The organism is Chitinophaga sancti, from assembly GCF_034087045.1.
Classification (GTDB): domain Bacteria; phylum Bacteroidota; class Bacteroidia; order Chitinophagales; family Chitinophagaceae; genus Chitinophaga; species Chitinophaga sancti_B.
In genome coordinates, this window is record NZ_CP139247.1 from 3,108,529 (window position 1) to 3,121,574 (window position 13,046).

General features: G+C 45.2%; 11 protein-coding genes. 5 read left to right on the forward strand and 6 right to left on the reverse strand.

What is annotated here, in order from left to right; all coding sequences use genetic code 11:
• The first annotated feature begins 14 nt into the window (after window positions 1-14).
• From SIO70_RS12965 to SIO70_RS12985, 5 genes are read left to right on the forward strand one after another with little or no spacing between them, the layout of a single operon-like run.
• Window positions 15-383 (forward strand): GtrA family protein, encoded by a 369-nt coding sequence (locus SIO70_RS12965; RefSeq protein ID WP_320581275.1) that lies wholly within the window; start codon window positions 15-17, stop codon window positions 381-383.
• Window positions 384-392: 9 nt separating this feature from the next.
• The gene (locus tag SIO70_RS12970) at window positions 393-2,948 is read left to right on the forward strand and encodes a DUF5686 and carboxypeptidase-like regulatory domain-containing protein (protein WP_320581276.1); all 2,556 of its coding nucleotides are present in this window, start codon (window positions 393-395) and stop codon (window positions 2,946-2,948) included.
• Between the two features lie 23 nt (window positions 2,949-2,971).
• Window positions 2,972-4,225 carry a DUF4833 domain-containing protein gene (locus tag SIO70_RS12975; protein WP_320581277.1) on the forward strand — a complete coding sequence of 418 codons (1,254 nt, stop codon included), beginning with the start codon at window positions 2,972-2,974 and terminating at the stop codon, window positions 4,223-4,225.
• A 36-nt stretch (window positions 4,226-4,261) separates the two neighbouring features.
• The gene (locus SIO70_RS12980) at window positions 4,262-4,894 is read left to right on the forward strand and encodes a sterol desaturase family protein (protein WP_320581278.1); all 633 of its coding nucleotides are present in this window, start codon (window positions 4,262-4,264) and stop codon (window positions 4,892-4,894) included.
• A gap of 5 nt (window positions 4,895-4,899) precedes the next feature.
• A complete protein-coding gene (locus SIO70_RS12985; RefSeq protein WP_320581279.1) occupies window positions 4,900-5,835 on the forward strand; it encodes a phosphatase PAP2 family protein in 936 nt (311 codons plus the stop codon).
• Here the strand turns inward: SIO70_RS12985 and SIO70_RS12990 are convergent.
• The 6 genes from SIO70_RS12990 to SIO70_RS13015 all read right to left on the reverse strand — a co-directional run bounded on the left by SIO70_RS12990 (window position 5,812) and on the right by SIO70_RS13015 (window position 12,945).
• Window positions 5,812-7,008, reverse strand: coding sequence for a tetratricopeptide repeat protein (locus tag SIO70_RS12990; protein WP_320581280.1), 1,197 nt, complete (start codon window positions 7,006-7,008; stop codon window positions 5,812-5,814). The two genes, SIO70_RS12985 and SIO70_RS12990, sit on opposite strands and share 24 nt — an antisense overlap.
• 60 nt (window positions 7,009-7,068) lie before the next feature.
• Complete coding sequence (locus SIO70_RS12995) at window positions 7,069-9,261, reverse strand: B12-binding domain-containing radical SAM protein (RefSeq protein WP_320581281.1); 2,193 nt, start codon at window positions 9,259-9,261, stop codon at window positions 7,069-7,071.
• A gap of 195 nt (window positions 9,262-9,456) precedes the next feature.
• Complete coding sequence (locus SIO70_RS13000) at window positions 9,457-10,815, reverse strand: DNA/RNA non-specific endonuclease (RefSeq protein ID WP_320581282.1); 1,359 nt, start codon at window positions 10,813-10,815, stop codon at window positions 9,457-9,459.
• Between the two features lie 145 nt (window positions 10,816-10,960).
• Complete coding sequence (locus SIO70_RS13005) at window positions 10,961-11,266, reverse strand: hypothetical protein (protein ID WP_320581283.1); 306 nt, start codon at window positions 11,264-11,266, stop codon at window positions 10,961-10,963.
• Complete coding sequence (locus tag SIO70_RS13010; RefSeq protein ID WP_320581284.1) at window positions 11,263-12,030, reverse strand: sterol desaturase family protein; 768 nt, start codon at window positions 12,028-12,030, stop codon at window positions 11,263-11,265. Before SIO70_RS13010 ends, SIO70_RS13005 begins: the two co-directional genes overlap by 4 nt.
• A 72-nt stretch (window positions 12,031-12,102) precedes the next feature.
• The gene (locus SIO70_RS13015) at window positions 12,103-12,945 is read right to left on the reverse strand and encodes an SDR family oxidoreductase (RefSeq protein ID WP_320581285.1); all 843 of its coding nucleotides are present in this window, start codon (window positions 12,943-12,945) and stop codon (window positions 12,103-12,105) included.
• Window positions 12,946-13,046: the final 101 nt, after the last annotated feature.

Consider the following 13,046-nt stretch of genomic DNA (forward strand, 5'->3'; position numbering starts at 1 on the left):
CAATTGTAGACCATATGCGATTTATTAAAGCACAAGCTTCGGCACTGGTAGCGACCGGAGTGCAATTTTCGGTATCCTTTTTACTATTATATATGTGGGAAGGATATGGTGTAGCTGCCAATGTGACAGGAGTGGCCTGTGGAGGGATTACCAACTTTATAATCAATAGGAAGTGGGTATACCAAAAGGGAAACGATAAGTGGAACTGGCAAGCCATTAAATATATCATTGTCTGGTTCGGAAACCTGATAGTCAATACTACCTGCTTTTGGGTATTGACAAATTATACCGCTATAGATCAGCGCGTGGCTGTGGTTATGGCATCGGTTATTACCGCCGTCGGGTATAACTATGGAATGCAAAAGCGGTTTGTTTTTAAATGATTTTGGTTAATGAATGGATTTAAAAATATAGTATCCGGAATTCTTTTATTGCTCGTCTCTGGCTTTAGTTCGGTATTCGCACAAACGACCACCACCGTGAAAGGGCTTATTACTGATAGCCGCACGGGGGCTCCGCTGCCTTTTGTAAACGTTTTTGTTCCTGGCACTTCCATCGGTACGGGTACCAGCGCAGATGGCAAGTATCAGCTGGATGTATCTATTACGAGAGATAGTATCCGCTTTGCTTACATGGGTTATAAGAGTGTAACCCGGAAAATTACTCCCGGTATTGTTCAAACCATTAATATTCAGCTGGAAAGTACAGCCAAGAACCTGAATGAGTTTGTAGTTAAAAAGAAAAAAGAGCGTTATCGCAACAAGGATAACCCAGCTGTGGAGCTGATCCGCCTCGTAATCGAGAACAGGGAAAAAAACCGGATGACGCATTTTGACTATGCCCAATACAACCAGTACGAAAAACTGGAATTCGCACTGAGTAACCTCTCTGAAAAGATTAGCAACGGTCGTCTGACCCGTAAGTATAAATTCATTTTTGAGAACCAGGATACCACCAAGTTCGCAGGCAAATCTATTCTGCCTATCTACCTGGAAGAAAAACTGGCCGATGTATACTATCGCCGTGATCCGGAGAAAAAGAAGACTATCGTGACGGGCGATAAGAAAGTGAGCTTCGAAAACTTTATTGATAACAGGGGCCTGAGCCAATACCTGAACCACATCTACCAGGACGTAGATATCTACGATAACCAGCTGATGCTGTTCACAAACCAGTTCCTGAGCCCGATTGCCAACTCTGCACCTACTTTTTATAAATTCTATATCGCTGATACCATCGTAGCACCAGACAGCACCAAGCTGATTAAACTGGAGTTCTACCCCCGTAACAAGACTGACTTATTGCTGGAAGGGGAACTGTTCATCACTTTAGACGGTAACTATGCCGTGCAAAAAGCGGATATGACTGCGAATAAAGAAATTAACCTGAACTGGGTGAGAGATTTCCACCTGTACTTTGATTTCCAGAAGACCACCGATGGCCGCTATTATACCAGCAAACAAACGCTGATGGCCGACTTCGGCATCTTCAAAGGGAGTAGCGGTATCTACGGTGAGCGTACTGTATCTATCAGGGATATGGCCATCAACCAGCCGAAGCCATCAGAATTTTACAACGGCCCTGCTGTAGTAGAAGATGAGAAAACAGTGCAGCATGGAGATGACTTTTGGGTACAGAACAGGCACGATTCCCTGTCTACTGCGGAATCTAAAGTGTATTCCAATATCGACAGTCTGCAACACATGAAATCTTTCAAGCGTACTGCTGACATCCTCACACTGTTGCTGGCAGGTTACAAGCAGGCAGGTCCTTATTTCGAAATTGGTCCGGTCAATACTTTCTATAGCTTCAACCCGGTTGAAGGTTTCCGCCCCCGCCTGGGTGGCAGAACCACTCCTAAGCTGAGCAAAAGCCTGTACTTCGAATCTTATGCCGCCTATGGTTTAAAAGATGAGAAATGGAAGTATTACGTGGGTGGTGCATACGCCTTTAACCATAAGTCTATTTACGACTGGCCGGTAGTAGCACTGAAAGCTAATTATCAGCACGAAACAAAGATCCCCGGTCAGGAATTACAGTTTGTTCAGGAAGATAACTTCCTGCTGTCATTCAAACGTGGTAACAACGACAAGTGGCTGTATAACAAGATCTTCAATCTGACCTTCCTGCAGGAGTTTACTAACCACTTCAGTTATCAGGTTGGATTCAAACATTGGATACAATCACCAGCCGGTAGCCTGGCATACTATAAAGGAAGCGAACCGAATACACCTGTTAATGACCTGACTACGGCAGAGTTTAGCACAGAACTGCGCTGGGCGCCAAATGAAAAGTTCTATCAGGGCAAAAGCTTCCGTATTCCGCTGCCAAACAAGTACCCTATCTTCACCCTGAGAGGTATCGCAGGCGTGAAAGGAATTGCGAACAGCGCATACAATTACCAGAACGTAACGCTGAACATTTACAAGATGTGTTACCTGGGGCAGCTGGGCTTCAGCGAAGTGGTATTGGAAGGTGGTAATATCTTTGGTAATCACCTGCCTTATCCATTACTGTCTATTCACAGAGCGAACCAGACGTATGCTTACCAGCTGGAAAGTTACAACCTCATGAACTTCCTGGAGTTTGTGAGTGATCACTATATAGGATTAAACATCGACCATAACTTTAATGGTTTTATCTTTAACAAAATTCCGCTGTTCAAGAAATTGAAATGGCGTGAAGTGCTCGCTGGAAAGATTTTGTATGGAGGTTTACGTTCTGAAAATAATCCTTCCAACAATCCGGATCTGATTCAGTTTTCAAAATATTCTGACGGTTCATCCTTTACATATACGTTGGGCAAAGAACCTTATATAGAGGGTAGTGTGGGCATTTCTAACATTTTTAAACTGTTCCGTGTAGACCTTGTAAGAAGGTTCACTTATCTGAACAATCCTGGAGTAGCCAACTGGGGTATCAGAACACGTGTACGGTTCGATTTTTAACAGCAAGGTTAAAAAGTCTGAGTATGAAAAAGTCATTGAGAGACCAGTTACAACAATTGATTTATTTGGTTATCAATCCTGTAGTGAAAGGGTTGATAAAGATAGGCTTTACGCCTAATATCGTGACCCTGGTAGGGTTTCTGCTGAACATAGGGGTGGTGATCATCTTTGTGACCGGCGTGGAAGAAGGAAACAGGGGAGACCTGTCGTATGTAGGTTGGGCTGGTGCGCTGACCCTCTTCGCAGGTCTGTTTGATATGCTGGATGGACAGGTGGCCAGATTGGGCAATATGGGATCCCGCTTTGGAGCCTTCTTCGATTCGGTGCTGGACAGGTATAGCGAAATGGTGCTGTTCCTGGGTATTTGTTATTACCTGGTAGGACATCATTATTTCCTGAGTTCACTGGCAGCATTTGTAGCCATGATCGGTTCTATGATGGTGAGCTATACCCGTGCAAGGGCAGAGGGGCTGGGCATTGAATGCAAAGGTGGCCTGATGCAGCGTCCGGAACGTATCGTAGTGATCTCTTTGTCAGCGATCACCTGCGGTATCACGGCCCACTTTATCGGTGGCGATTACAAACTGTTTGTACCAGGTATCCCTTTCCATATTTTTGAAACCATTTCTATCTTTACATTCCCGCTGTTTATCATGGCGGTAATGACGAACATTACTGCCATCGGCAGAATGCGCGATGCGAAGATTGCACTGGACAAACAGGACCAGGTAACCAGGGTGATCAGAGGTGCGGCCACTACTGTAAAAGTACTGTTGGTTGCAGCCCTGTTACTGCCGGCGATGGCATTTAAAGAGCCTAATTTTCCAACGCCCAATGAACCAGGACAGTTATTTTATATTCAACGTACGCCCAACACTAATACGATCGTATACGACCTGAATATAGTAGATGGTAAGCTGGATGCTGATGACCCGGTAAATGTATACTGGATCCGTTATGCAGATGGAGGTGAAAAGAAGCCACTGAACTATATACAACGTAAATTTGCCTACGGAATTAAAGTAAAGGACCTGGGACAGGGGAAATATGAATTACATTCCGTAGCTTATGCAAAAAAAGACCTGTACCTGATGAAACCTACCGGCCAACCCGATTACCATGTGTATGCTAAGATCGGAAATTCACTGGCTGTGCTGGACCGTATTTATATAGAGATCGATGGCGGTACCTTCTGGCATCCGAATGTACTATACATTGAGCTGAAAGGGAAAGACATGGTGACTGGTAAAGAAGTTAAGGAACAGATCAAACCTTAAGTCAGTTAAAACACCACATATAATAGATTTAGAGTGATGAAAAAGCAATATGTTTCCAATTCAACGGAGTCAGTACCCATGTTTAAGAATGGGCTTATGGAGGCATTATCCAAGGTACATTTCAGTGTACCACTGATCCTGTATATCCCTGTGATCAGTTATGTATGTTATTATGGACTGACCCATACAGATGCAGGGGTGCCGGTGTTCCTGCTGTCAGCATTGGGTGGTCTGTTTTTCTGGACTTTGACTGAATACGTACTACACAGATTTGTATTTCACTTTGTGCCTAAATCCAAATGGGGTCTGAGGCTGCATTTTATATTTCATGGTGTGCATCACGATTACCCAAATGATGCGCTGCGACTGGTAATGCCTCCTTCGGTGAGCGTTCCGCTGGCAATAGGATTCTTTTTCCTGTTCAGGGCACTCATACCTGTTAATTACCTGTATGGTTTCTTTGCCGGTTTTATGACGGGGTACCTGTTTTATGATATTTCCCATTACGCATTACATCACCTGAATTTCAGGAACGCTTTCTGGAAGAGACTGAAAAAGCACCATATGAAACACCATTATCAGAATGCAGATAAAGGATATGGCGTAAGTTCTGCATTATGGGATAGGGTGTTCGGATCAAATTTTCCTCAAAAAGAAGAACAGCTATAAGGAAAGTGGAGACTAACAGTAAGACACGATTTGGACGAAAAGAGATCATATTTACTACACTTGCAAGTATAGCCTACCTGTTACTTTCTGCCCTCCTGGTTGGCTTCAAAACCGACCAGGTGTGGCTGATTGCCATTTTTAATGGCTGCTATTACGCATCCTGGGGTACACGTAGGTTCATTATAGGATTTTCCATTTTTTTAGTTTACTGGATCATATTCGACTATATGAAAGCCGCACCGAACTACATGTTCTTTAAGGTGCATATAGCGGATATATATGAGTTTGAGAAGAACTTATTCGGCATTCATGAGGGCGGGCAAATACTGACCCCTAATGAGTACTGGCTGGCACATTCCCAGTCGTGGATCGATGTAATGACAGGGATCTTTTACCTGTGCTGGGTGCCGGTGCCACTACTGTTTGCCTTGTATTTATTTTTTACCGACAGACTGGCGTTACTGCATTTTGCGGCTACCTTCTTCTTTGTAAACCTGTTGGGATTTGTGTTATACTATACCTTTCCGGCAGCGCCACCATGGTATGTGCAGCTGCATGGATTTGAGTTTATCGCCAATACACCGGGCAATACTGCGGGGTTAGCGCGCTTTGACGCGTTCTTTCAATCAAATATTTTCCATTCTATTTATAGCAAAGGCTCGAATGTATTTGCAGCCATGCCTTCCCTGCATTCTGCATATCCACTCATCGTATTGTATTATTCCAGGCACCATGTAAACCGTTTCTTCCAGGTTGTATTTGCTATCATAACGGTAGGTATATGGTTTGCTGCAGTCTACCTCAGTCACCACTATGTAGTAGATGTACTGGCGGGCATTTCTACCGCTATTGCAGGCATTTTCATTTACAGGAAATACCTCATGAAGGTAGACTTTTATGACAGGGGTATACAGTGGTTATACAGTTTCGTACGCGGGTAATTTGCGGAGCAACTCATCTACTTCATTCCCATATTTACGGTTGAAATAATAGCGCTTTGCTGTGAGGAGCATGTCTCTGGCAGCAGCGATGTTCTTTTGTTTTGTGTACAGGATACCCAGGTTCCTGTAGGCGTACGCGTTACCTTTGTTGTACTGTAAGGATCTGTACATTAGTTCTTCTGCCTGTACCGGGTGCCCGAGTCGCATCAGCACATAGCCCTTATTGTTATAAGCAAAAGCACAGGTTTCATCGTAAGCAATGGCCTGATCGAAATAAGAGATTGCTTCTACGAACAGCTGCATGTGAATGCAGGTAAATCCAATGCTGTTCAGCAGTTCAGAAGATCCCGGATTGAGAGAAAGGGCATAGTTGTACAATTGCAGCGCGCGATGATGGTTCCCCATTTCACTGTAACAGTGTGCTACTTCGGCAATGACCCCGGTATGCGCACTGTGTTTTTCCAATACCTTTTCATAGTAGGGGAGTGCCTGTACAAAATTGCGCTCCGCCCTGTATGACACACCTGTGAGCCAGAGTGTGTTCACATGGTTCGGGTCTATATGCAGGATATGCTGACAAAGGGTACGGCACTTTTTACCTTCATTATATTGCAGGCAGGACTGCGCTTCCCTGAAGTATTTTTCGATGATGTGTTTCTTCTTTTTAGCACTGTACAACCAGTGGAGGAGAGGATAATACCTGGCGGTAAATGGCAACCTGATGCTGGGTGTATGCAGCGGTATTTCCCCATCGATATTCCTGTCTGCCTTCAGTATGTCTATGTACGAGGCATACACAATACCTAAAGATTGCAGTTTATATTGACAGCGGTTTTCTATCGTTAAGATGGAGAGAATGATGTGTTGCGGATTTAAATGTTTGTCTCCCAATCGTTTCTGATAAAAGACGGCATTTTCCAGCATTCTTTCCGCTTCAGCAGTGAGGGGCAGGGTATCCTTGTGAGGATGCTCCCCGGCTTTTTCCCATGAAAGGGTTTTGAGCCAAAAGATCATTTTCTCGCGATCGGGGGTATCGATGGCGATATCGGTCGTGCAGGTTTCGAGGATGCCTAAAAGGAGTAATTGACTATCAATATAATAGAGATTCCGTTCCAGAGAAAACTTTCTGGCATAGGCAAACACGGCTGATAATTCATAGGACGGCGCAAGCATTCATTCAAAGCTTTGAGTACATATCAAATTTAAAATAAATGAGGCATATTTGGAACCGCTTTATAATTGCAGCAAACCGTATTTATATAAGGTATTGATTGGCTTATTGTCCCAGAACAATTCAAAGTCTTCCAGTCCGGCAGCCGTATAATGGTCCATTACTTCTTTTAGTGTATAGGTCTTGCTGTTCCGCACAGACAGCTGTTCCAGCATACCTGCCAGCCATTGGCCTTTGTCAGGGTCTACGCTGATGGTATGTTTATCTTTTTTACCCTGGAAAGTGAGGAGGGCTATTTCCCAGGTGGCCCCTTTCTTGGATTTAGTCATGGTTTCTACGGATGGCGTTTTGCCCAGCCATACTATTTTAGCAGTAGGTTTGGCAGTGGCCAGTTCGTTTTCTTCCAGCGCTTTCACAATATAGTCAGGCGCTACTTTTGTCTTTGGCACTTTGAACTCAAACCACTTTTGCAGTGGATCGGTCAGACAGATGCCGTGCATAAAGTTCAGCAGTGATTTCTTCAATCCAAAGCTAAAGGTTTCATGTTCTGCACCTGTTTCATCAATGTGAATGATATCGTTATTTGCAAATGAGCCGATGGCATCGCTTTCCTTTTTCACACTGAATTTCTCCGGTTCCAGACCTACAGGGCTATGTGCAGTCATGGTGAACTGATGCCAGAAAGCAGATTGTAAGATGCCTGCCTGGAACATCTGGCGCACCATTTCCAGCGAGTCGATAGTTTCCTGTGCAGTTTGAGTAGGAAAGCCGTACATGAGATAAGCATGTACCATCACGCCTGCCTCTGTAAAGTGTTTATTCACCTGCGCTACCTGTGCTACGGTGATACCTTTCTGGATAAGCGCCAGCAACCTGTCCGATGCTACTTCCAGGCCACCGGATACCGCAATTAAACCGCTCTCTTTCAACAATTGACAAAGGTCGCGGGTAAAGCTTTTTTCAAAGCGGATATTCGTCCACCAGCTTACATTCAGTTTCCTTTTTATAATTTCCAGTGCCAGTGCGCGCATCAGGGCAGGAGGTGCGGCTTCGTCTACAAAGTGAAAACCGTTTTGCCCTGTCTGCGCTATGATCTCTTCCATCCGGTCACAAAGCATGGCAGCTGCGATAGGTTCGTATACACGAATGTAATCGAGCGAGATATCGCAGAAGGTACACTTGCCCCAATAGCAGCCATGGGCCATGGTCAGCTTGTTCCAGCGGCCATCGCTCCACATACGGTGCATGGGGTTCACTACTTCAATCGCAGAGATATATTGATCTAACAGGAAGTCGCTGTAATCCGGCGTACCTACCTGTGATTGTTTATAATCCTTACAACTGGCGTTGTTGATATAGGTAACCTTGTCGTCTACCAGGGTGAAGGTGCGCTTCAGGTCAGCAGTGGGCGTACCATTGATGTGGGCAATGAGTTGTTCAATCGGCGCTTCACCATCGTCCAGGGAAACGAAGTCGTAGAATTCAAATACCCTTGGATCGCTGAGTGAACGCAGCTCTGTATTGGCGAAACCACCACCCATGGCTACTTTTACCTGTGGATAGTGTTTCTTGACCCACTGTCCGCAGCGGAGGCTGGTGTACAGGTTGCCGGGAAAAGGAACGGAAATAGCCACCAATTGTGGTTGTTCCCTTTCCATGTGTTTGCTGAGGAGGTCGATCAGGATATGGTCGATATAAGTATATTCCTGTTGGAGGGCGGTGTACAGTTCGTCGAAGCTATTGGCCGATCGGCCCAGTTTTTCGGCATAGCGGCTAAAGCCGAAGTGCTCATCCACACATTCCATGATGAGGTCGGAGAGGTCTTCCAGGTACAGGGTGGCCAGGTGTTTGGCTTTGTCCTGGTTACCCATGGAGCCAAATGCCCAGTCGAGGTCTTCGAGTTGGGCAAAGCGGCTGGCTTCGGGGAGGAAATCCCTTTTGCACACGCGATGGGAGAGGGTAGGGTTCTTGCCTTGCAAAAATGCGATCACATCGTCGATCGTGGCGATATAGTCGTCCTGCAGGGCAATGATGCGGCTGATATTTTCTGAATGAGGGATCTCCAGCTGGTTGATATGGGCAAAAAGCTTTTCCAGACCTTGTTTGGAAAACAGGGCCACGATGACTTCTATGCCAAGGTCAGCCTGAAAGGAGGAGACCCCCTTTGTATTTAAGAAACCTTTCAGATAAGCTGTGGCCGGATAAGGCGTATTCAGCTGTGTGAAGGGTGGTGTAATCAGAAAAACAGCACTCATTTGAGTGCGAAATTAGGGAAACCGGGGGAATAAACGCTGCTACCTGCTGGTAGCAGCGTTTATGGCCTTACTGCAAAGCACTGAAGAGCATATTTATGTAAACAGAATATACATTTTCTGTAACCTCCTTTTATTTCAAACGGAGACATTTTCAATTAATAAATTGCTCCGTGCCTTCCTCTCTTATCAATAAAATTACTGGTTATCAACCTGCGCTTCGATCGTTGACTGTATCGTAGTAGATACAGCTGAGAGCAGATCATAACCTGTAGCAGATTCAATAGCGTCTACGCTGGTACGATAGCTCTTCCAGTCACTGCCAATAGAGTTATTATTCGGTGTATTGATTGCAATCACCCTGGTAGAAGTGGTGATGCGACTCAGGTCACTGTTACCATTAGAAATTACCACCACTACTTTCCAGATATTGCTTGGTACAGTTACATTGCCACCATCGATCGTAGAGGCAGATCCGCTACTACCGGTGCCGCCTGTACCATAGCTGCCCATAATGATGTAGCATTCATTGCCTGCGCTTACGAGGGTTCTGATGTAAGATTCAAAACCTTCCCAGGTAACCTGGTTATTATTCGGTGCCTGTGGAATCATGTTGGTCATCAGGAAGGTAGAAGAATTTGCAGCAACAGAAGAAGTTCTGTCACCTGAAGGACAGTTGTGACCGCGGTCAAAACCACTGCCGGAATAGCTGGTAGAACCTACCTGGTACCAGCCGGAAGGCAATGCAGTATTAGCACGGAAATCATCCTGACGGGAAGTGCTGCCAATGTCAGAACTGTTCAGGTGCCAGCTAACCCAGTTGGGAGTACCTCTTACACTGTTGTAAGATTCGATGTAGTAAGTAGCATCGTACAGGTAATTGGTGGTGTACACAGCGCTGGCTACAGCACCGCTTGGGTTACCTAACAGCAGGTGACTGTTATCGCCGGTTGTACCACCGCCACCGCCGGTCGAAGTACCTGTGGAAACAACTACATCATCGATGTTGATCCTGTTGGTACCGCCAGATACTTTGCGGATAGAGAGCCGGTAGCTGCCTGTAACACTCACGGTGAAGGTAGCAGTAGATAGGGTAGTGGATGAACTGGTCACAGTACTGCCTACCTGTGAGTAGGAGCTGCCACTGTTGGTAGAGATCCAGAGTTGCCATGTACTGCTGCCATCAGAGCCGAATGCAGCGTGTGCAATGGAGATAGTTGTAGCCCCGCCGGTGGCATCGAAGTTCATATTGAGGGTACCGGTGTTGCGGATACGAACGGACTGGGAACCATTCTTAGCATCGGTAGACAGTGTGCCAATGAGGGCGTCGTTGAGGCTCCAGCTACCACTGCTGAGCGTAACGTTGCCAACTGCATAGGCGGTTTTAGTGCCCGACTCGAAAGACTCGCTTAAGGTTGTAGTGGCAGTTGCAGTAACTGCTGCTACAGTTTTCTCCTTGTTAGCGATAGGAGTAGGTGCTTGCTCTTTCTGACAGGATGCGACAATAAGTGCTGCTGCTAATATATATAGCAGGCGATACGACAGATGGGCTTTCATTAAGTTGGGTTTTTATAAGGGTTTTACCAAACTGGAAATTTACGTTATTTAGCGGGGAGGAGGGATTGGAAGGAGGGTTATTATTTTGTTACTAAAAAAAATTACTAAAAAAAGGGGGGATGTGGTAAGCATCCCCTTTTGGATATCAATGATTTCTTCTGTTATTCCTGTTTTGTTGCACAGTAGCTGCACGGTTACTTCTATTTGTCGTACGGTCAGCCTGCCTGTTAGCGCTATTGGTCGTTGCCGTTTGTTTGGCTTCTTCTTTTGTTACTACACCATCCGCAGTAGCAGCCTGCCTGTTGTCAGCATTTGAAGTACGGGTAGTTTGCCTGTTAGTCGAATTCTGTGTAGCCGTTGCCTGACGGTTAGCCCTGTTCGTTTGCGGAACAGTTTGCGCCATGGCCAATGAACTGATGCACATAGATAATACAATGAAGATTTTTTTCATGGTTTTAATTTTATTTTATGACTGAATAAAGCAATGAAGCCGTGAAAGACAAGTACAAAAGGATTCTTACTGATATACCCGGTCGTTAATCCATATCGAACTTTCTCTGTCTCCGGTTGGTAAGTATGAAAGAGCCTATCCCATATCATGAACACACCGCCGAAATTTTTATCAATATAGAGGGGATTGGTCCCATGATGTACCCGGTGTGCAGAAGGTGTATCCAGCACCCCTTCAATAGGTCCCAGTTTACCTACAGCTTCCGTGTGCAAAAAGAACTGGTACAATAAATTCAACGCATAGGAAAGAACAATAAAATCGGGCGGTAATCCAATCAATGCCGCAGGTACAAAAAATAAAGGACTGATCAATGCACTGAACCAGTTCAGCCTGTAAGCTGCTGTGAGGTTCATCAACGGTGAAGAATGATGAATAAGATGAAAGGCCCATAACGGTGCCCAGTGATGAGAACTCCTGTGAAACCAGTAATAGATGAAATCAGCAACAATAAAAGTAAGTATGAAAGTATACCACGTATGTGGCAAATGAAAAGGAGCAAGATCCGTTGCAAATCCTAAGATCCACAACTGGTACCCGGCAAAGATCAATTTAGAAAAATGAAACCCTGCCAGTATCAACAGATTGGTGATCGTCTCATCCAACTGGTAAGCTTTTTTATCTTTCTTCCAGCTCCAGATGATTTCTGCAATGATCAATATTGCCAGAAAGATCAATATGCCGCCTCTGTAATGTCCTGTATGCATGCTGTAAAGGTCATGCATACAGGAAAAACAACAGGCAATAATCCGGGTGAAACAGCTAAAAATGGCGGTGAATTATGCGGCAAAAAACGTGGCATACCCGTTGGCAAATGAAGCAAAATCGCGGGCAGGGATGCCTGTCACATCAACAATTGCAGCACTTATTTCCGCCGCTTCTCCTCTTGCATAGTGTGCATAATCTTCCAGCAGTCCATCTGCCTGCCACTCCGGAAACCCTGCCTGTATCAATGCAGGGCGCATGGCTGCCGCAGGTACATCTACAAACGAAATCTGCTTCCCGGTCGCTGCCGATAAATACGCTGCCATCTCTGCATGGGTAATAGCTGCCGGTCCTGTCAGATCATAGATCTTATTTTCATGCCCGGGTTGGGTCAGTGTAATCGCCGCTACTGCTGCAATGTCCCTGATATCTACCAGGCTAATCGCAGCATCGCCAATGGCTGCATAAAACTGATGCGTATGTTTGATCAGGTCTGCAAAGCCTAATAACCCCTGCATAAATAAGTTAGGTCTTAAAAATGTATAGGCCATACCGGATTGAATGATCTTTTCTTCAATCGCTGCATGGTAACGCAGGAAACGAACAGGAGCGTTTTTGGCTGCTGCAAACTGGGAGAGTTTTACGATGTGTTGCACACCCGCTTCAATAGCGGCCTCTACGAAATTACTTTGTAACTGTTCTGCTTCTTCTGATGAGTTGGTTAATAAAAACGCTTTTTCTACACCCTGCAATGCCTTTGCCAGGCTATTTTTATCACTCATATCTCCAATGACAGTCTCTGCCCCTTCAATGGTTTTAGGAGACCTGACCAATGCACGAAATGCAATTCCTTGTGCAGCCAGTTGTTTTGCGAGTTCAGTACCGATATTGCCGGTAGCGCCTGTAATCAGTATCATATTGTTTGTATTTTTATATCTCAAAATTCCAACTTTCACAGGAGCCTGTATTGTAAGAAAACGAAATTCAGGGCGAAATTTAACAGCTTCACGGGGAAAAA

Coding starts and splice junctions, on each gene's coding strand:
- SIO70_RS12965 (WP_320581275.1), top strand. CDS start 15: ATGCGATTTATTAAAGCACAAGCTTCGGCACTGGTAGCGACCGGAGTG.
- SIO70_RS12970 (WP_320581276.1), top strand. CDS start 393: ATGAATGGATTTAAAAATATAGTATCCGGAATTCTTTTATTGCTCGTC.
- SIO70_RS12975 (WP_320581277.1), top strand. CDS start 2,972: ATGAAAAAGTCATTGAGAGACCAGTTACAACAATTGATTTATTTGGTT.
- SIO70_RS12980 (WP_320581278.1), top strand. CDS start 4,262: ATGAAAAAGCAATATGTTTCCAATTCAACGGAGTCAGTACCCATGTTT.
- SIO70_RS12990 (WP_320581280.1), bottom strand. CDS start 7,008: ATGCTTGCGCCGTCCTATGAATTATCAGCCGTGTTTGCCTATGCCAGA.
- SIO70_RS12995 (WP_320581281.1), bottom strand. CDS start 9,261: ATGAGTGCTGTTTTTCTGATTACACCACCCTTCACACAGCTGAATACG.
- SIO70_RS13000 (WP_320581282.1), bottom strand. CDS start 10,815: ATGAAAGCCCATCTGTCGTATCGCCTGCTATATATATTAGCAGCAGCA.
- SIO70_RS13005 (WP_320581283.1), bottom strand. CDS start 11,266: ATGAAAAAAATCTTCATTGTATTATCTATGTGCATCAGTTCATTGGCC.
- SIO70_RS13010 (WP_320581284.1), bottom strand. CDS start 12,030: ATGCATACAGGACATTACAGAGGCGGCATATTGATCTTTCTGGCAATA.
- SIO70_RS13015 (WP_320581285.1), bottom strand. CDS start 12,945: ATGATACTGATTACAGGCGCTACCGGCAATATCGGTACTGAACTCGCA.